This window comes from Mesorhizobium sp. M1403, from assembly GCF_040317695.1.
Lineage (GTDB): Bacteria > Pseudomonadota > Alphaproteobacteria > Rhizobiales > Rhizobiaceae > Mesorhizobium.
In genome coordinates, this window is the sequence record NZ_JAMYKY010000029.1 from 1 (window position 1) to 17,824 (window position 17,824).

General features: G+C 63.7%; 25 protein-coding genes and 2 tRNA genes. 7 read left to right on the forward strand and 20 right to left on the reverse strand.

The features are described 5' to 3' along the window. The first annotated feature begins 360 nt into the window (after positions 1-360). The gene (locus NKH01_RS29535) at positions 361-717 is read left to right on the forward strand and encodes a hypothetical protein (RefSeq protein ID WP_023717507.1); all 357 of its coding nucleotides are present in this window, start codon (positions 361-363) and stop codon (positions 715-717) included. Between the two features lie 42 nt (positions 718-759). Here NKH01_RS29535 and bhcR read toward each other — a convergent pair whose 3' ends face one another. After that, a complete protein-coding gene (gene bhcR, locus NKH01_RS29540; RefSeq protein ID WP_353023725.1) occupies positions 760-1,617 on the reverse strand; it encodes an HTH-type transcriptional regulator BhcR in 858 nt (285 codons plus the stop codon). 202 nt (positions 1,618-1,819) lie between these two features. Here bhcR and gcl point away from each other — a divergent pair, with 202 nt between their 5' ends. The 3 genes from gcl (at position 1,820) to NKH01_RS29555 (ending at position 5,538) form a co-directional block, all read left to right on the forward strand. After that, positions 1,820-3,601 (forward strand): glyoxylate carboligase, encoded by a 1,782-nt coding sequence (gcl, locus tag NKH01_RS29545; RefSeq protein WP_353023726.1) that lies wholly within the window; start codon positions 1,820-1,822, stop codon positions 3,599-3,601. A 23-nt stretch (positions 3,602-3,624) separates the two neighbouring features. Then, entirely contained in the window at positions 3,625-4,422 is a 798-nt protein-coding gene (gene hyi / locus NKH01_RS29550; RefSeq protein ID WP_352484572.1) for a hydroxypyruvate isomerase, read from the forward strand. A 228-nt stretch (positions 4,423-4,650) separates the two neighbouring features. After that, positions 4,651-5,538, forward strand: coding sequence for a 2-hydroxy-3-oxopropionate reductase (locus NKH01_RS29555; protein WP_353023728.1), 888 nt, complete (start codon positions 4,651-4,653; stop codon positions 5,536-5,538). 86 nt (positions 5,539-5,624) lie between these two features. On the opposite strand, the gene NKH01_RS29560 is transcribed toward NKH01_RS29555, so the two are convergent. Continuing rightward, complete coding sequence (locus NKH01_RS29560; protein ID WP_023717511.1) at positions 5,625-6,473, reverse strand: TrmH family RNA methyltransferase; 849 nt, start codon at positions 6,471-6,473, stop codon at positions 5,625-5,627. A gap of 201 nt (positions 6,474-6,674) precedes the next feature. Here NKH01_RS29560 and NKH01_RS29565 point away from each other — a divergent pair. Together NKH01_RS29565 and NKH01_RS29570 are read left to right on the forward strand one after the other, a co-directional pair. Continuing rightward, a tRNA-Tyr gene (locus NKH01_RS29565) sits at positions 6,675-6,759 on the forward strand. Positions 6,760-6,826: 67 nt separating this feature from the next. Then, positions 6,827-6,900: transfer RNA gene (locus NKH01_RS29570), tRNA-Gly, on the forward strand. 71 nt (positions 6,901-6,971) lie between these two features. Here the strand turns inward: NKH01_RS29570 and NKH01_RS29575 are convergent. The 17 genes from NKH01_RS29575 to NKH01_RS29655 all read right to left on the reverse strand — a co-directional run bounded on the left by NKH01_RS29575 (position 6,972) and on the right by NKH01_RS29655 (position 16,842). After that, positions 6,972-8,186 carry a hypothetical protein gene (locus tag NKH01_RS29575; protein ID WP_353023730.1) on the reverse strand — a complete coding sequence of 405 codons (1,215 nt, stop codon included), beginning with the start codon at positions 8,184-8,186 and terminating at the stop codon, positions 6,972-6,974. Next, on the reverse strand, positions 8,179-8,430 hold the full coding sequence (locus NKH01_RS29580) for a hypothetical protein (protein WP_353023731.1): 252 nt from the start codon (positions 8,428-8,430) through the stop codon (positions 8,179-8,181). Before NKH01_RS29580 ends, NKH01_RS29575 begins: the two co-directional genes overlap by 8 nt. Further along, entirely contained in the window at positions 8,427-8,792 is a 366-nt protein-coding gene (locus tag NKH01_RS29585; protein WP_353023733.1) for a DUF4326 domain-containing protein, read from the reverse strand. The genes NKH01_RS29580 and NKH01_RS29585 overlap by 4 nt, the downstream gene beginning before the upstream one ends. Continuing rightward, on the reverse strand, positions 8,789-9,295 hold the full coding sequence (locus tag NKH01_RS29590; protein WP_353023735.1) for an ASCH domain-containing protein: 507 nt from the start codon (positions 9,293-9,295) through the stop codon (positions 8,789-8,791). The genes NKH01_RS29585 and NKH01_RS29590 overlap by 4 nt, the downstream gene beginning before the upstream one ends. Next, entirely contained in the window at positions 9,292-10,296 is a 1,005-nt protein-coding gene (locus NKH01_RS29595) for a phage Gp37/Gp68 family protein (RefSeq protein ID WP_353023737.1), read from the reverse strand. The genes NKH01_RS29590 and NKH01_RS29595 overlap by 4 nt, the downstream gene beginning before the upstream one ends. Positions 10,297-10,300: 4 nt before the next feature. After that, entirely contained in the window at positions 10,301-10,882 is a 582-nt protein-coding gene (locus NKH01_RS29600) for a hypothetical protein (RefSeq protein ID WP_353023739.1), read from the reverse strand. Further along, positions 10,875-11,519, reverse strand: a complete 645-nt coding sequence (locus NKH01_RS29605) for a hypothetical protein (RefSeq protein ID WP_353023741.1) — start codon at positions 11,517-11,519, stop codon at positions 10,875-10,877. The genes NKH01_RS29600 and NKH01_RS29605 overlap by 8 nt, the downstream gene beginning before the upstream one ends. Beyond that, the gene (dnaN, locus tag NKH01_RS29610; protein ID WP_353023743.1) at positions 11,519-12,649 is read right to left on the reverse strand and encodes a DNA polymerase III subunit beta; all 1,131 of its coding nucleotides are present in this window, start codon (positions 12,647-12,649) and stop codon (positions 11,519-11,521) included. Before dnaN ends, NKH01_RS29605 begins: the two co-directional genes overlap by 1 nt. Then, positions 12,646-13,608 carry a DUF2303 family protein gene (locus tag NKH01_RS29615; RefSeq protein WP_353023745.1) on the reverse strand — a complete coding sequence of 321 codons (963 nt, stop codon included), beginning with the start codon at positions 13,606-13,608 and terminating at the stop codon, positions 12,646-12,648. The genes dnaN and NKH01_RS29615 overlap by 4 nt, the downstream gene beginning before the upstream one ends. 29 nt (positions 13,609-13,637) lie before the next feature. Beyond that, on the reverse strand, positions 13,638-13,982 hold the full coding sequence (locus NKH01_RS29620; protein WP_352649891.1) for a YfdP family phage-associated protein: 345 nt from the start codon (positions 13,980-13,982) through the stop codon (positions 13,638-13,640). Between the two features lie 108 nt (positions 13,983-14,090). Then, positions 14,091-14,414: a hypothetical protein gene (locus NKH01_RS29625; RefSeq protein ID WP_353023747.1), complete on the reverse strand. Its 324-nt coding sequence runs from the start codon at positions 14,412-14,414 to the stop codon at positions 14,091-14,093. Positions 14,415-14,424: 10 nt separating this feature from the next. Beyond that, positions 14,425-14,898, reverse strand: coding sequence for a single-stranded DNA-binding protein (gene ssb, locus NKH01_RS29630; protein ID WP_353023749.1), 474 nt, complete (start codon positions 14,896-14,898; stop codon positions 14,425-14,427). Beyond that, positions 14,898-15,143 (reverse strand): hypothetical protein, encoded by a 246-nt coding sequence (locus tag NKH01_RS29635; protein WP_353023750.1) that lies wholly within the window; start codon positions 15,141-15,143, stop codon positions 14,898-14,900. The genes ssb and NKH01_RS29635 overlap by 1 nt, the downstream gene beginning before the upstream one ends. Next, positions 15,143-15,346 carry a hypothetical protein gene (locus NKH01_RS29640; RefSeq protein ID WP_353023752.1) on the reverse strand — a complete coding sequence of 68 codons (204 nt, stop codon included), beginning with the start codon at positions 15,344-15,346 and terminating at the stop codon, positions 15,143-15,145. The genes NKH01_RS29635 and NKH01_RS29640 overlap by 1 nt, the downstream gene beginning before the upstream one ends. Further along, on the reverse strand, positions 15,343-16,077 hold the full coding sequence (locus tag NKH01_RS29645) for a hypothetical protein (protein ID WP_353023754.1): 735 nt from the start codon (positions 16,075-16,077) through the stop codon (positions 15,343-15,345). Before NKH01_RS29645 ends, NKH01_RS29640 begins: the two co-directional genes overlap by 4 nt. Then, positions 16,074-16,592 carry a hypothetical protein gene (locus tag NKH01_RS29650; RefSeq protein WP_353023755.1) on the reverse strand — a complete coding sequence of 173 codons (519 nt, stop codon included), beginning with the start codon at positions 16,590-16,592 and terminating at the stop codon, positions 16,074-16,076. The genes NKH01_RS29645 and NKH01_RS29650 overlap by 4 nt, the downstream gene beginning before the upstream one ends. Next, the gene (locus NKH01_RS29655; RefSeq protein ID WP_353023757.1) at positions 16,585-16,842 is read right to left on the reverse strand and encodes a hypothetical protein; all 258 of its coding nucleotides are present in this window, start codon (positions 16,840-16,842) and stop codon (positions 16,585-16,587) included. The genes NKH01_RS29650 and NKH01_RS29655 overlap by 8 nt, the downstream gene beginning before the upstream one ends. A 227-nt stretch (positions 16,843-17,069) precedes the next feature. Between NKH01_RS29655 and NKH01_RS29660 the strand changes: the two genes are divergently transcribed. Beyond that, positions 17,070-17,321 (forward strand): hypothetical protein, encoded by a 252-nt coding sequence (locus NKH01_RS29660; protein WP_353023759.1) that lies wholly within the window; start codon positions 17,070-17,072, stop codon positions 17,319-17,321. 143 nt (positions 17,322-17,464) lie between these two features. Here NKH01_RS29660 and NKH01_RS29665 read toward each other — a convergent pair whose 3' ends face one another. After that, entirely contained in the window at positions 17,465-17,602 is a 138-nt protein-coding gene (locus tag NKH01_RS29665) for a hypothetical protein (protein ID WP_353023761.1), read from the reverse strand. Between the last annotated feature and the right edge of the window lie 222 nt (positions 17,603-17,824).

The window sequence follows — 17,824 nt, forward strand, 5'->3', positions numbered from 1 at the left end:
ATCTCATCAATGCCATCACTCATATGCGATAGCCCTGCCCTTGAGGGGGAGATGTCCGGCAGGACAGAGAGGGGTGCTGTCCCGCACTACTTGTCAAAAGATGACAGTCAAGCCTACGCCAATTCCCAGTTGGAGTGGCTGAACATCGACGTCGGCGATCCTTCGCACCCCCCTCTGTCCTGCCGGACATCTCCCCCGCAAGGGGGGAGATTGGATTGCCGCACGGCTTTCGCCAATCGCCAACACTGAAAACTGCCTTATCCCGCCGTTCGGCTCTTGCCGATGTACAGGGGTTTCCCAGCAGCCTAATCTACAAGCCGAACAGCAATCTACTGCCGAGCCGAAACAGGGAGAGGGCGCTTGGGCGAGCACGATCCGAACGAAGAGCCGATCGAGACGATTTTCCGCAACGGCACAATCACCACCGTCGGCATCCTGCTGGCGTTCTCGCTGGGCTTCATCACGCATTGGGCCGCCAACCCGATACCATGGGAAATCTATCACCTGGCCGCCGTCGTGCCGATTTTGATCGGCATTGCCCTGCAGATACGAGCGCTGCGGTTGCTGCTCGACATAACGTGTCTACAACGGCGCGTTTATGAACGCGCCAATCGCATCTTCATTGCCGGCCTCATCTTCACCGCCTGCGGAGTTGGGCTGGCGATGCTGCTTGATTTCTACGACCTATCGACCAAGAGCGCGGTGCCCGGGGCCTAGCTCTCTGGCCATCCTGGCAGATGTCGCACCATTCGGCGCTGGTCAGCGCTGCCATGCGCTCGGTTCGCTGCCAAGGCCGGGAGGGGTCGGCAGGCCGCCGATCATCCTCGTCACCTCCGCAGCTGCATCGCGCACCAACGGGCCGATCTCGGCCAGCCGTTCCGGCGTGACCCGCACCGTCGGCCCGGAGACTGAAACGCCGCCAATCGGCTCGCCGAACTCGTTGAAGATGGCGGCGGCAACGCAGCGCATGCCCGGATGCCGCTCCTCGTCGTCTACTGACCAGCCGCGCAGCTTGATCGTCACCAGGTCGCGGGCGAGAGCCGAGATGTCGGACAGCGTGTTTTCAGTGAAGCGCTCCAGCCCGGCCCGGCGCAGGATAGTGGCGACGCGCTCCGGCTCGAGATGCGCCAGTACCGCCTTGCCGATGCCCGAGGCGTGGAAAGAACTGCGCGTGCCCGGCCGGAAGAAGGCGCGGATCGCCTGGTGCGTCTCGACCTGGCTGACGAAGACGACGCAATCGTCCTCGGCGACACCGAGATTGGCGGTCTCGCCGGTCTTCTCCATCAATTCCTGCATGACGATGCGGGCGCGATCGACCAGCTTGCGGCGGCGCAGGAACGCCGCGCCCATGCGATAGGTCTCGACGCCGATCGACCACAGCTGGTCGGTGCCGTCGAACTCGACCATGCCATGGTTCTCCAGCGTCGTCAGCATGCGGTAGGCGGTGGATGCCGGCAGACTGGAGCTGGCGGCGATCTCGCTCAGCGACAGGCCACTGCCGTCGGCCACGATTGTCAGGATGCGAAGCGCCCGGTCCAGCGACTGCACCGAAGCGGCCTCGGACGGTCCGTTGAAGGCGCGCGGCCGGCCGCGCTGGCGTTTTTCGGTGGTTTCCATGGATCCATTCTTCCCCTGTTCGCCCAAGCAAGCAATGAAAAAGTTTTTCATCGATTTGCGAAGCGAATTCATGGAAAACAGAAAGGCCAATCAATTCAATTCACAAGAGCCGCTCTCTAGAAATGAAAAAATATTCTGAAAAAATTGAAAAATAGTCGGCGCACTGGCATCATCGGCCATCAACAATTCCGTGGAGGCTGACATGGCCAAGATGCGCGCAGTCGACGCAGCGGTTCTCGTCCTCGAAAAGGAAGGCATTTCCTGTGCCTTCGGCGTGCCGGGTGCTGCGATCAACCCGCTTTATTCGGCGCTGAAGGCGAGGGGCAGTATCCGCCACATCCTTGCGCGGCACGTCGAGGCGGCTTCGCATATGGCCGAAGGATTTACCCGCGCCAGATCGGGCAATATCGGTCTGTGCATCGGCACTTCGGGTCCCGCCGGCACCGACATGATCACCGGCCTCTATTCGGCCGCTGCCGATTCCATCCCGATCCTCTGCATCACCGGGCAGGCGCCGCGGGCTCGCCTCAACAAAGAGGATTTCCAGGCTGTCGACATCGCCGCCATCGCCGCGCCCGTTGCCAAATGGGCTGTTACCGTCATGGAACCCTATCTGGTGCCGATGGCGTTGCAGAAGGCGTTCCATCTGATGCGCTCGTCGCGGTCGGGGCCGGTTCTCGTTGATCTGCCGGTCGATGTGCAACTGGCTGAGATCGAGTTCGACATCGATGCTTATGAGCCGCTGGTGCCGTTCAAGCCGGCAATGTCGCGCGCTCAGGCGGAGAAGGCCCTGAAAATGCTCAATGCGGCCGACAAGCCGCTGATCGTCGCCGGTGGCGGCATCATCAACGCCGATGCGTCGGACCTGTTGATCGAATTCGCCGAAGTCACCGGCGTGCCTGTCATTCCGACGCTGATGGGCTGGGGCGCGATCCCCGACGACCACCGCCTGATGGCTGGCATGTGCGGGCTGCAGACCTCGCACCGCTACGGCAATGCGACGATGCTCGAAGCCGATTTCGTATTAGGCATCGGCAACCGCTGGGCCAACCGCCACACCGGTTCGGTCGACGTCTACACCAAGGGCAAGAAATTCATCCACGTCGATATCGAACCGACGCAGATCGGCCGCGTCTTCGCGCCGGACCTTGGCGTCGTCTCGGACGCCGGTGCGGCGCTTAAAATGCTGCTCGACGTCGCCACCGAATGGAGGACGGCCGGGAAATTGCGCGACTGGTCGGGCTGGGCCGGCGAATGCCGGCAGCGCAAGAAGACGATGAAGCGCAAGACGCATTTCGACCAGGTGCCGCTGAAGCCGCAGCGCATCTACGAGGAGATGAACAAGGCGTTCGGCCGCGACACCACCTACGTCACCACGATCGGCCTGTCGCAGATCGCCGGGGCGCAGTTCCTGCATGTCTACAAGCCGCGCAACTGGATCAATTGCGGCCAGGCCGGGCCGCTCGGCTGGACATTGCCGGCGGCGCTCGGCGTTCGCGCCGCCGATCCGGACCGTACCATTGTCGCACTTTCCGGCGATTATGATTTCCAGTTCATGATCGAGGAACTGGCAGCCGGCGCGCAGCACAGACTGCCCTACATCCATGTCGTCGTGAACAATGCCTATCTCGGCCTGATCCGCCAGGCGCAGCGCGGGTTTTCGATGGATTTCGAAGTCAGCCTGGCCTTCGAGAACGTCAATCGACAGGGCGATGCCGAAGCTGGCTACGGCGTCGACCACGTCGCTGTCGCCGAGGCGATGGGCTGCAAGGCCGTCAGGGTGCGCAAGCCGGAGGAATTCGCCGGTGCCTTCGAGGAGGCGCAGCGCCTGATGAACGAGCACCAGGTTCCGGTTGTGCTCGAATTCATCCTCGAGCGCGTCACCAACGTTTCGATGGGCACCGAAATCGACAAGATCACCGAGTTCGAGGAGCTTGCCGAGCATCACGAAGACGCGCCGACGGCGATCGTCATGCTCGACTAGCTGTTTTATGAGGAATTACTGCCATGCCACGGTTTTCAGCCAATCTTTCGATGCTCTTTGGCGAGCACGACTTCCTCGACCGCTTCGATGCCGCCGCCCGAGCGGGCTTTAGGGGTGTCGAGTATATCGGTCCCTATGACCATGCGCCGGATGTCGTTGCGGCAAGGTTGAAGCAGAACGGGTTGACGCAGGTCCTGTTCAACCTGCCTGCCGGTGACTGGGCCAAGGGCGAGCGCGGCATCGCGATCCTGCCGGACCGCATCCCGGAGTTCCGGCAAGGCATTGCCAAGGTCGTCACCTACGCGCACGCGCTGGGTTGCGAGCAGGTCAATTGCCTCGCCGGCATCGCGCCGCAGGGCGTCGATCGCTCCGTGCTGGAAGACGTCTTCGCCGAAAATCTGGCTTTCGCGGCGGAAAAGCTGGAGCAGGCCGGCATCCGGCTGCTGATCGAGCCGATCAACACCCGCGATATCCCGGGCTTCTTCCTGAATTACTCGGACCAGGCGCTGGCGCTGATCGACCGCGTCGGCTCGAAGAACCTGTTCCTGCAATACGACATCTATCACATGCAGATCATGGAGGGGGATCTCGCCCGTACCATCGAGGCAAACCTCAACCGCATCGCGCATATCCAGCTTGCGGACAATCCTGGCCGTCATGAGCCGGGGACGGGCGAGATCAATTTTCCTTTTTTATACAAGCACATCGACAGGATCGGGTACCCCGGCTGGGTCGGGGCGGAGTACAAGCCGAAGGGCGGAACGGAAGCCGGGCTCGGGTGGTTTCGGGACGGGGCCGGGCAGGGGAGTGCGGCGGCATAGACGCTACGTATCGCACGTCGCGTTCCTGCGCGCCCCCCTCTGGCCTGCCGGCCATCTCCCCCACAAGGAGGGAGATTGGATGTCACCGCCGCTTTCGCCAATTTTCGAGGTCGGGAAAGTTTAAGGGCCGGAGTGCGAACTGCCGATCTCCCCACTCGTGGGGGAGATGGCCAGCAGGCCAGAGGGGGGCGCGCAGGAACGCCGCCTTAACAAGAAACGGAGAAAGACATGGAAACCATCGGCTTCATCGGACTCGGCATTATGGGCGCGCCGATTGCGGGGCATCTGCTCGGTGCCGGCTATCAAGTCTTCGCCAGCGACCACCGCTCGAAACCGCCGGCCGATCTCGTCGCCAAGGGTCTGAAGCCCGTCTCCGGCCACAACGCCGTTGCGAAAACGGCCGACATCGTCATCACCATGGTTCCGGATACGCCGCAGGTGGCCGATGTTCTGTTCGGCGAGAATGGCGTCGCGTCCGGCTTGACCAAAGGCAAGCTGGTCATCGACATGAGCTCGATCTCGCCGATCGAGACCAAGGCATTTGCAAAAAAGATCAATGATCTCGGCTGCGACTACCTCGACGCGCCGGTGTCGGGCGGTGAGGTCGGCGCCAAGGCGGCATCGCTGACCATCATGGTCGGCGGCGAGGAAACAGCCTTCGAACGCGCCAAGCCTATCTTCGAGAAGCTAGGCAAGAACATCACTTTGGTCGGGCCCAACGGCGTCGGCCAGACCACCAAGGTCGCCAATCAGATCGTTGTCGCGCTGACCATCGAGGCCGTCGCCGAAGCGCTTGTCTTCGCTTCGAAAGCCGGCGCCGATCCGGCCAAGGTCAGGCAAGCGCTGATGGGCGGGCTGGCCGCCTCGCGCATTCTCGAAGTGCACGGCGAGCGCATGATCAAGCGCAGCTTCGCACCCGGCTTCCGCATCGAACTCCACCAGAAGGATCTCAATCTCGCGCTGGAAGGCGCGAAAGCCCTCGGCGTGGCGCTGCCCAACACCTCAACGACGCAGCAATTGTTCAATTCCTGCGCCGCTAATGGCGGGGCCAAGGAGGATCACTCGGCGCTTGTTCGAGCGCTGGAGCGGATGGCGGGATGTGAAGTAGGGAAGTAGGGAATAGGAGAGAATAAGGGAGTAGAGACGTGCAGTTAGCGAATACCGTGAATATGCTTTCCCCTACTCCCCTATTCCCCTATTCCCTAACCTAGAAACTTCCTCGCCGCATAAAGCGCCACCGCCGCCGCATTCGACACGTTGAGCGAGCGGATGGCGCCGGGCATGTCGAGCCGGGCCAGCGTCGTCACCGTCTCGCGCGTCTTCTGGCGCAGGCCCTTGCCTTCGGCGCCGAGCACCAGCGCTATTCTGTCGCCGGAAAAACTCTTTTCAAGCTCCGCCGGTCCATCCGAATCGAGACCGATGGTCTGGAATCCGGCATCGTGCAGCTGGCCGAGCGCATCGGCGAGGTTCTTTACCTCGATCTGGTCGATATGCTCGAGCGCGCCGGAGGCCGACTTCGCCAGCACGCCGGATTCCTGCGGGCTGTGGCGCGCCGTGGTGATCAGTGCGCCGGCACCGAAGGCCACCGCCGAGCGCAGGATCGCGCCGACATTGTGCGGATCGGTGATCTGGTCGAGCACCAGCACCAACCTGGTGTCGCCGAGCGCATCGAGGCGTTTCGGTTTCAGCGGCTCGGCCTCGATCAGCACGCCCTGGTGCACGGCATCCGAGCCGGTGACCTTGTCGATGTCCCTGGGTTCGACCAACTCCGCCTTGAAGGGCAAAGCGCCGAGATCGGCGATTGCCAGCCGCTCGGCAGCGTTGCGCGTCACCAGCATTTTCTTGATCTTGCGGCGCGGATTGTCGAGTGCGGCCCGCACCGTGTGCAGCCCGTAAAGCCGCACCAGCCCGTCCGCCGCGTTCTCGCCGGGCGGCACCGGCTGGCGTGGCCTGAACGCCGGCGCGCCGCCGCTCTTCTCGTCGCGATGCGCGCGGCGCAGCTTGGCGTAGTGGGTATCTTTCGGGGTCTTCGATTTGTTATCGTTGCTCATGGCGGCCTCTATAGCCGTGTCGTCCGGCGATGGATACAGCTGCACAAGGTGCTTGTCAGGCGAGGTGCGAAATTCAGCGCTTTTTGCCGGGCTGTTGTGGTTGACAGTTTTGGGCGCTGCCGCCATAAGGCGCTTCGCGGAAGGGCTGCTTTGGCGGCCGCGACGCGTCGATGCCTCGTTGCATGGCTCCGGCGGCAGACTGGAGAGGTGCCCGAGTGGTTAAAGGGGACGGACTGTAAATCCGTTGGCTATGCCTACGTTGGTTCAAATCCAACCCTCTCCACCACTGCCGGCCCGGAAGCCCTGAAACGCAGAGCGAGCGTCGGAGCGTATCCGATGCTTGACTGAAAGGCGCGGGTATAGCTCAGTGGTAGAGCAGCAGCCTTCCAAGCTGAATATGCGGGTTCGATTCCCGCTACCCGCTCCAGCCATCCACTTGAAATCATTGATGAAATCGCTTTCCAAAAAATGCGCCGTGTCACGCGTGTCACAGGCGTGTCACTGTCTTAGCTTGGCCCGCGCCTCGGCCACCTTGCGGTTGTTGTCGAGGTCGCCGTTGCGGACGTAGCCTTGCGTCGTCTTGGTCGTGGTGTGGCCGGCCATCTTGCGGGCCGATTCTAGGTCGGTGGCGATCTCGGCTTCCGAAATCGCGCCGGCGCGGGTGTCCATCGACCAGACGCTTGCCGGCACCTTCGCCGCCGTGGCGATCTCGCGAAAGTCGGTGGCATAATAATTTTCCCGATAGGGCAGGCCGGTAACTTCCGAGACGATCAGCGGCCCAAAGGCGGGCAGCTTGATGCGCTTCAGCACCATCTGCACCAAAGGGCATTTGCTGAGATCGTGCTCGGTCGCCGCCTTGTTCTTGGATGTGATGGGCACGGTCAGGACATTGTTGGCGGAGATGTCGGCCACCGTCAGGCCGCGCCATTTGGTGTTGCCACGCACGATGCCGCCGGCATCGCCTGCCTCGAGGGGAAGCCATTCGCCAATGATATGGATGCGGCGCAGTGCGGTATCCCATTGCAGCGCCTGCGTCAGCGCGATCGACGGCCGATCCAGCCTGATCGCCTTGGCGCAGATGGCAAGCGCATGCCTGTATTCCATCTTGATGCGGCGCGGGTCCGGCGTGGCGAACTCCATCAGCGACAGGATCTCGCGCGCCTGGGCGCAGCCGTCCAGGCGTTCGGTGGTGCCGAACGACAGGACCGATCGCAGCTTCCTGATGGCACCATGGGCGCGGCGGCGCCGGCCCTTCGATCCCCATTGCTCGAACCAGCGGCGGAAATCGGAGCCAACCAGGTTGCGCACCAGGCGCTTGCCGACGGTGTCGACGATGAGCTTCAGCGATGGATCATAGTCGCGGATGCGGGTCGAGTGCTTCAGCGCCTGATAGGGCGATTGCGGATGTGTCTTGTAGATCAGGACCGCCGACGTGACCGACCCGTCATATTCCGGGCTCTTGCCGTGGCCCTCCAGATCGGCGAGCAATTCATCGGTCCAGGTCTGGCAGATTTTCGAGATGGCCTGGTCGTCGGTTGTGACGTCCGGATGCTCAAGCCTGGCTTGGGCGATCGCTTCATCGGTGATCGGCCGCGGGTCGAGCGCCTTCGGCGCCTTCCTGCAAGCGCGCTGCGGCACCCAGTAATGGGCGCGGCTGCCGTCCGCCCTAGGCCGGTATTTGTAGCCCGGCCGGTCCTTTCGCTGTTCAGTCATTAAAATTTTCCTCTCCGTCCACGGCGGCGGGAATGCCGCCGGCACGCGAAGGAGAGTCCAAACCGGCGCGGCGGTCAAAGAAAACTTCGACGGAACGGCGATCGGTCTTGTTCACAAGCTCGTCGCGGCGCGGAAAATGGCGCGTTGCGCGCAGCCGGTCGAGCGCGCGCTCGGACAGGCCGAACCAGGCGCGCAGCTGCTGGTCAGTCATGAAGCGCGGTACGAATCGCTCGTCTGGCTTCACTTCGCCGCCCCGTCTCGGTTGGCAAGTTCGAGCAGAACGTCGGCGTGACAGGGCGCGCCTGGCTTGCACCAGCATGCGAGGTTCCTGCCGCGCAGGTCGCCGGCGTTCTCGGCTACGAACCGGCGTGTTCGCTCCAGCGCCTCAATGTCGGGATCGGCGCCGACGCGGAGAAGGCCAGCGAGCAGCGCCCTGTAGAGATCGACGCAATAGGCGGCGTCGCCATGCTTGCCGACGATGAAAGGGTTGCCCCAAGGGCCCGGCCGGCCGACATGGACTACCGGCAGATTATTGCTGGCAAGGGAAACGCCCTGCAAGTCGAAGCCCTTGGCGCGTGAGAGGCGGAGGCGGATTGGCTTGATCATAGCAAGCTGCCTTGCTGGTCCTCGCCCGCTTCGGCGTTGCGGGCTTTGGGCTGTGCCGGCAGCATCCACTTCGCCGGCTCGATCGGCTTGCCGTGTTTCGCGAAGGGCAGCAACTTGCGCCAGTCAAAGAAGCCGAGCCGGCCTCCAACCGGGATGAACTCGACCGGCCGGGCGTTGGCTATGATCAGACCCTTCGGCCCGAAAAACCATGGGCTGTCGAACTCGGAAACGATGTCGACAACGGTGCCGACGCCGACGATGCCGCCGCGCTCCAGGTCCGCTGCGGCTGGGCAACGGAAGCCGATCGCTTCGCAAAGACTGGCGCAATCCTCGTATTCGTCGCGCGTCATGCCGCTCGATGCGTGGATGGCAAAATCGCCGCGGAACCGGAGGTCGGGGTTCGATGCGCGCCAGGAGCGGTTTTCAACCGGCTTCCAGCATTGCGCCAGGGCGTATGCCCATGGCTGCCGGACGGAAAGGGCGAGGCGTGGCAGGTCGCTCATGCCGCCACCTTTGGCATTTCATTGTGCTCGACGCCGTCGAGCAGTCGGCCGGCGACCTTCTTGCCGACCTGTTCCAAGCTCATGCTGGGTCGATCGAGGCCGTAGCCGGCGCCCATCCAATAGGGTTTTGCAGGTGCGATCGTTCCAGCCGGCATCGGATGGGCGCAAAGCTGCCAGTCAGTCTCGCGCCACGCGCCCCACTGCTTGAAGAAGAACGGCACGCCAGCGACCGCACATTGGTCTCGGATCGATCGAGCCCAGGCCGGGTGCATCGGCCTCGCGCCCGTCCCGCTCTCGCCGCCGACGATGACCCAGTCGAGGCGCGCGGAACGACCGCCATGCGGGCGCAATACTCCGTGTGTGCCGTTCAACGCGTCAATCTCGACGGGCGGATCACCGGGCTGCAGGTACCGGAAATCGATCGACCCGAGCAGCGGCTCGGCCGAGACGAAGCGGATCGCTGCCGGCGTCGCCAGCAGATCGGGCACGCGCTCGTCGGCTTCCTTCTGGCGCTCGGCCGAGACGCCAAGCCAGACGTTCGGCAGTGGCAATCTGACCAGACTATTCGGTGCGAGCCGGGAAATCCGTTTGGCCACCGGTTCTCCGCGCGCGTCGAGATATTCTCGCATCCGCTTCGCGCGCTTGGTCAGCACCTGGAACGTGTGCCGGGGTGACAGCGCCATGACGGCGAAGACCATGTCGATCCAGTCGTCCGGCACGTTCTCGGCGAACAGGTCGCCATGGGCGCAGACGAAGATCTTGCGCGGCTTCTTCCACGCGATCGGCTGATGTAGCCACTGCTTGTTGAGCCGCACCTCGCCGGTCCAGATCGGTCCTATGACCGTGTCACGCGTCAGACCCTTGCGGCTGTCGATGTGCTTGAGCCGGGTACCGGCGAGTTTCATGGCATAGCAGTGGACGCAACCGGGCGAGACGATCGAGCAGCCGGTGATCGGGTTCCAGGTCGCGTCGGTCCACTCTATCGAGGAATGATCAGCCATCCTCCTACGCCTCCCTGCGGTCGGCTATGGAGGACGGGTCGACCGCCTCCAGCATCCTGCCATCGGCCGAGACGCGGAACTTCACGTGGTCCGACCAATAGCCCAGGTCGACGGTTATCCGCACGCCGTCGGCGGCGACCGGGGCGGACATGTCGGCAAGCGCCTTGGCGAATTCGTCCATCGTGTCCATGCAGGTTTCGTAGTCTTCGTCCCAGGCGAACCAGTTTGCCGCCGCGATGCGGGCCGATGGCGGCAACGCGGCCGGCTCTGCCTGGACCGCTCCCGGCTTGAACAGGTCCAGCGTGAAGGCGTCGCGCGGATCATCGAGGCGCCAGGTGCCGTCCGGCATCAGGGTTATGTCGACCGAGCCGCGCTCCTCGTGCCAGACGAACTCGACGATCTCGCTCGGCTCCATCGTGGTCACCACACCACCGTCGGGATCGTCCTCATCGCGGATGATGGTGACGCCGGACACGGTCGGCGAAAGCCAGTCCTCGGCGCGAACGCGACCGGGCGGCATCGATTCATCGAACAGGGCAGCCGGCCACCATTTGCGCGACGCGCGGAAGGTTGGGAGGTCAAGCATCGGCCTTGTCTCCCCGGTCTGCTACAAGTTGATCGTGAGGTGGCCCGCAAAGGGCGACATCATCGCCGCCGAAATGCCGGATGACCTGCCGCCAAGTGTCGTCAAGTGAGCGCCGATGCACATTCTGCAGCGGTCGGTTCTCGACTTCGCTCCGCCATTTCTTCACGGCCCAGTCGACTGCCGATGGTCCAGTGCGCTCCGGCAGCGGCCCATGCTTCGGCTTCGCCGCCTGCTTGGCGCGGATCTTGTCGATCTTCGACCAGCAGCGGGTCAGCTCGGTCTCGCCAGCAATGTCCATGTCGATCTTATGGGCATTGCAGAGAGCGGCGAGCGTCACGGCGACGCCGCCGGCCTCCTGGTTAGGCTCGCCGATCGGACGTCCGAAGACATAGTCGACCAGCTGATGCGCCTCGCTGGCGGTGCAGCCGAGCGCCTGGACCAGTTCGAGCGATTCCTCGAGGAATCGGTGGTTGCGTTCCATGCCGTCCGCGGCGATATCCGCGCCGAAGCAGGCGAGCATGAAGGAGTGGACCCGGTCCTGATAGCCGCCCTTCAGCGCCGCGCGGGCATCGCGCCCTTCCTGCTGGTAGCGGTTGTTGGCTTCGAGCAACTCGCGTTCGCGGTTCGCGTCCATCATCAAACCCTCATCGGCATCAGGACGAAGAGCGGCTTGAGGCCGGTCTCGTCGGCGGTTTCGGGCTGGATCAACGTCGGCGAGCCGGGGTCGCCAAGGCTGAACACCAGGCGCTTGCCGGCGGCTGCGTTGAGCAGGTCGAGGCAGTAGCGGCCGTTGAAGCCGATCTCGACGCTTGATCCCTCGCCATGCTCGATCGTCACCTCGTCATTGGCGCTGCCGGCTTCCGGGTTGTTGGTGGTCAGCGTCAGGTTGCCGCCGGCCTCGAAAGCGAACTTCACTGCGCTGCCGCGCTCGCTCGACACGGTGCCCACGCGGTCGACCGCCTTGGCCAGCGCTTCGCGGTCGATGGTGAAATGGTTCGGGTTGCCGGTCGGGACGACCCTGACATAGTCGGGGAAGCTGCCGTCGATCAGCTTCGACAGCAGGGCGGCGCCGCCGGTCTCGACGCGGATCTTGGTGTCGGACAGGCTGACGGTTGCCTTCCCCTTGTCGCCGATCAGCTTGCCGATCAAGTCGACGGTGCGGCGCGGGATGATGATCCCGGGCATGCCGGCGGCACCCTCGGGCACGGGTATGCTGAACTTGGCCAGGCGGTGGCCATCGGTGGCGACGGCGTTCAGCTGTTCGCCGGCATGCCAGTAGATGCCGTTGAGGTAATAGCGCGTCTCCTCGCTCGAGATGGCGAAGGCGACGGTGCCGAGCATGCGCGCGATCGTGCCCACTTCGAGTTCGAAGGAATGGCTGAAGCTGCCGGCCTCCATGGTCGGAAAGTCCAAGGCCGGCAGCACCTGGATCTTGAAGCGCGAGCGTCCGGCGCTCAGCGTGGCGAAATCCTTCTCGGCGGCAATCGCAATCTCGGCACCGTCCGGCATCTTGCGCACGGCGTCGTGCAGCAGCGTCGACGGCAGCGTGAAGGCCTCGTCCCTTCCGGCCTGGCAGGGCACTGACGTGCGCAGCTCGCAATCGAGGTCGGTGCCGGTGATGGTGAGTGTGCCCGCCGCGGCATCGACCGCGAGCAGGACGTTGGCCAGCACCGGAATGGTGGTGCGCCGCTCGACGGCCTTGCCGACCAGGGCGAGCGCGGGAAGCAAAGCCTCCCGCGACAGGATGATGGTGTCTGGCTTTTTCACGACGCCGTCATCTCCGGCGTGCCTTCATAGGCCGGCAGGTCCGTTTTGCTGCGCACCTCGGCCAGGGTGTCGCGGACATGCTCGTTGATCGCCTGGTCGGGCCGATAGATCTGATACGACCACATGATCATGGCGCCTGACGGCCGATAGCGCAGGCGAACCGGGATGCGCACCTTCTCGCCCATGAAGAACGGGGCCAGATTGAGCATGAACAGGCCCGGCACCTTCAGCGGCTTGCCGTCGACATCGTTGTGCGCCTCTTCCCAGGCGATCTGGCCTTCGCCGCTCTGCAGCGTCGTCGCCGTCTTGACCTTGGTGTCGATGTTGACCTTAAGGCCGCGCGACAGTTCGACCACCTGCGCCGGCGTCGCGATCTTGGTCTGGAACTGTTGTTCGTAGGTGGCGCGCTCGTGCTCTGACGGTGCCGACAATTCTGCGACGCGATCCTCGAGGAAATAGGCGAACTCCGCCTGTTTCATCGGCTCGCCATTCATCTCGATCCACTTCTTCCATTCCTCCGACAGCGGGAAGGCATAGTGGATGCGATGTTTGCCGAAGGCGGCGATGCCGCCGGACGAGTTCTCGTGATAGTCGATGACGGCGGTGAAGGACGGGTTGCGCCAGTCTGCATCGGCGAAGATGACGCTGTTGGCGGTCTTGTGCCGATTGGTGAGTTCGCAGAACGATTCGAAGGTCTGCGCCGTCGCCTGGCCGGCCTTGCGGGCAGGGTGCTGGCGGAAAGCCTCGAACAGGCTGGCGACGGCGCGCGCCTCTGGCTGGCGGCCGTTGATCAAGGCCACGGGGATCGATGCGGGCACGCCGACCATGCCTTCCGGCGCGGCAAGCGTCGCCAGTTGGATCGCGCTGGCGTCGGCGCCGAGCTGGGCGATGGCTTTGATGTCGATGCCGGCGGCCGGCGCTATTAGTTCCGCCGTCTCGGGCGTGGTCTTGGTGTTCATTGCAGAGGTTCCTCTCGGGTTGGTGCTGGTCAGGACTGCTGGCGATCGGCGGCCGCGCGCGGGCCGCCGAACATGTCGGTCTGTTGCGGATGCTCGGTCGACAGCGAGCCGTCATCCAGCACCCAGTAGAAGGAGGAGCCGCGCGCCGGCTTCGGCCGCTTCGAATCGATCTCGCATGAAATGGTCGCCGTGCCGGCCTCGACCTCGAGATTGAGCTTGAGGGTGACGTTGCCCTTGATCTTGGTTTTTGGCCGGTCGCCGGACAGCTCCTTCAGCTTGGCCAGCGTCTCCGTGATCTCGGTCGACATGGCGGCGGCGACTTCGCCGCCTTCCAGCATGCCGATGATGGTCTGTGCATCGCGTATTTTCTTCATGGTGTCCTCACGGCCGTGCGCCTGCCGTCGAGTGTGACCGAACCGAAGGTGCCGGCAGGCTGGCCTCCGGACCGGGGCGGCGAACGATCGCCGGCCCGCAGTCGCGGGCTAGAAGGGGATGTCGTCGTCGAGCTGCCGGCGCGCGATCACTTGCGCGTCAGCCTCGGTCAGCAGGCCGCTCAAGACCCTGATGGTCTCATGCGCACGGACGTTGCGATTGAGCGCGGCCGTCAGCTCCTGGTAATATTGCGAGAGGCGCGTTTCGAGACGTTCGACCTCCGACTGCAACTGCAGGATCTGCTTTTGGTAGGCCGGCACAGCATTGCCTTTGCCGCTGACGGCGATCTTGCGCGCGCGGTCCATCGCTTTGGCCTTGGCGACTGTAACCATAAGCGTTCTGCCATTGACCTTACGCTTGACGTGCGTCTGCATCGTCCTCTCCTCAAAACGGGATTTCGTCGTCGAGTTCGCGCGAGCTGGATTGCTGCTGGTCGGGGCCGCGTTCCGAACGCGCCGAGCCGCCGCGCTGGGTGCCATAGTCGTCAGGGCTGCGCGCTGGGTGGTCGGCCTTGTCGAGCATCTGCAGTTCGCCGCGGAACTTTTGCAGCACCACTTCTGTCGAGTAGCGCGCGGCGCCCGACTGGTCTTCCCATTTGCGGGTTGAGAGCTGGCCCTCCACATAGACCTTCATGCCCTTCTTCAAATACTGCTCGGCGACCTTGCAGATGTTCTCGTTGAAGCAGACCACGGTGTGCCACTCGGTCTTTTCCTTGCGCTCACCCGTCGTCTTGTCGCGCCAGCTTTCCGACGTGGCGACGCGGAAATTGACCACCATGTCGCCGCTGTTGAGGTGGCGGATTTCCGGGTCGGCGCCGAGGTGGCCGATCAACAGCACCTTGTTCAAGCTTCCGGCCATCAGGCGGTCCTTTCGTCGGGTAGGGTGATGAGCGCATGGCAGGCTGGCGCGTTCGGGTCTGGCGGCGTCAGCGCGGCGATCTGCGCCTCGATGTCGGCGATCAGGCCCTTGCGCAGGCTGGCGGCGAACGGGGCGGCCAGCACGATCTCGCTGGAACTGTAGAGCCGCTCGCCGATCAGCAGGCGCAGCGGTTCGTTGCCGCGAAGGCGCCCGACCGTGTCGTGCCAATGCGCGGGCTCGCTCATCAGATGAAGCCCTTCGACAGCGCCAGCCATTCCGGCATGGTGATGACGACGAGACCGCCCGGCTTCTTGACCATCTCGCATTCGGAGAGCGGCACCCACACCGCCTTGGCATCGTCGCCGGTTTCGGAGACGCGCACGGCCTTGCTGGTTGTGGCGTGCAGCGCCAGCGTCAGGTCGATCAGGTCGGAACGGCCGCTGGTCATGCCGCCCTCACTACAATGCCGAGATAGCGCTCCAGCCGGTCGAGGAAGGCGATCTCGGCCTTCATCGCGCCCCATGGCTCGATCGCTCCGGTCAGCCTTGGCGCCGACGCCACCTTGGGCAGGCACTTCTGGTCGGCTTTCGGCCCGAACAGTGCATGCGCTTCGGCGACCAGCATGCGATCGTCCATGTCCTTGACCTGGCGGACATAGAGCGGCATGCGGTTGATGTCGGGCAGCCTGGCGGCTTCATAGATGGCGAGGTCGATGCATCGCTTGACTTCGCCGATGGCGCGATGGACGAGCTTTTCGATGAACGCCGGCCGATCGAGCTTGGCCTCGGCCGCGAGCTTCGCCACATGGTACTGGATCAGGTCGACAGCCGGCCGCGTCACGTCGCCGAAAGGATATTCGTGGCCGTCATGCAGCACGAAATAGCCGGCAAGCACGCTGTCGCCGGTCTCGCGGAAGATGGCGTCGGCGCCCATCACGCTATGCTGCGCCACCGAAAAGGCGGCGCAGCGATAGATGCCGTTGAAGCGCGCGATCTTCGACAGCGCATTGGCCATGTCGGCGAAGTCGATGTCTGCCGCCGTCGGATTGACGAGATCGAACGCTGTGCCGTCGGGCCGGAACGCCGGAACCATGGCGGGGACACGGCGGGCCGACTGCTGGTCGATCCGCCGCGCGTCCTTGTCGACTTTTTGGGAGATGTGCCGCACCTCCTGGTTCATTGCGCCACCTGCGGCAGCGCCTGTTCGACGGCGCGCACCACCGTCTCGCGGCTGGCCGGGAAGATCGGCAGCCTGTCGAGATAGGCGGACAGCACTTTCAGGCAGCGCTCGCGCTGGCCGGACCATGGGTCGAGCACAAGGGCGGCGCGTGCCGTGCAATAGCGGCCCCACGCGATGAGCAGCGCCTGCGTTTCCGTGGTGTCGCGCGGCAGCGGCGGCCGGTTCGGCAGTGGCGCGCGCGCCTTCTCGATGATGTCGGCCATCAGATCGGGCCTGGCGTTGACCTGCCGCACGCTGGCGGTGCTTGCCAGTTTTGCTGCCGCATCCCTGAATTCGGCGATCTCGGCCCAGGTGAAGCCCGCGCCGACCAGGTCCTTGCCGCGCACTCCGCCGCCGACCGCAAACAGATCGCGCATCGCCTCGGCCATTTCACGGCAGCGCGGATGCGCGTCGTCCGCATCCTCGGGAAACACCGGCCGCGTCTGCGGCGAGCGGAAGTCAGCTTGATTAAGCATAACAGTTGGCCTCCTGGACCCGTTCAGTTGCGGAAAGAAGTTCTGCCTGCCGGGCAAGCGCCGCCTGGTCTTCGAACCGGCTTTCGATGTTGGTGATGATCGTCCGGAGTTGATCGTCGGACAGGCGGTCGCGCCAGTCGGCCCAATCGCGTTGAACGCCCGGCATGGTGTCGTAGCCGAGGCATTCGAGCGTCTCGATCAGATCGCGCCTTTCGGCCGACATGCCCTCAGGATGCTCGCCGACGTTCATCAGGCGGCTCCGAAGATCACAGCGGCGCAAAACAGGATGGCCGTGACCGCCGCCAGCGAGGCGAGGTTCTTGGCCAGCGAGTAATCCTCGTGATAGCCTCGCGAGTGTTGCAGGCGTTCACCTTCGATGACGCCGAGATTGCGCGGAGGGGCTAGATGCGACGATCGATAATCGCGGCGGCGCTGCTGACGGCTTGGGCCGGGCAGGGCCGAGCAGACGATAACGAGATGTTCGCCGCGATGGTTGGCGAGGCGGCGGCGCTCGACGAGCTGTGCCCGAGCCTCCAGCTCGACCCCAACATGGTCGGGAACTGGGCAGGCATCCTGAATGTCGGAAAAAGCGACAAGGCCGCCATGCGCGCGTTCTACGAACGATCCCGGATCGCGTGGGCCCTCAAGCCTTTCGACGAAGCCTGTGCTGCCGGGAAGCGGCTTTACGGAGCCAAGGGCACCAAGTTGCCGATGCTTCTGAAACGATGACGATTGCACGGAATACCCCATCGGCTGCTGCGATGGAGTGTCGTACTAAATGTACGATTGGCGGTCAAGTACGTTTTGTACGATTTGTTGCCGGTCGGCAGTTTTGTACGAATGGTTGATCTGCCCAGCGGTAGAAATGGGCGCTACGCCTTGTCGCCCTTGTCGAGGTCGCCCTTGTCGAGGATGGACGCCGCCTCGGTCAGCAACTTCACGGCTCTGATCCGATTCTCATCATCGTCCGTGAATGAACGCTGCAGCCTGGCGGCGACCTCTGCAGTCATGCTCCGCTCGCCCTCGGCCGCAGCAATCTTGAGGCGCTTCAAAAGGGAAGGCGTGATTCTGACGTGGATAATGGTGCGATCTTGCGGCGGCATGCCGCGACTTATGGACGAAAGGCACGCAACCCGGAATAGGTACGCCTTTGCTATAAATATATCACAGGTGATACATTTGTCCCCGCTATCCACAGGGTCTCGTTACAGGTTGAATTAAACTGGTGATCG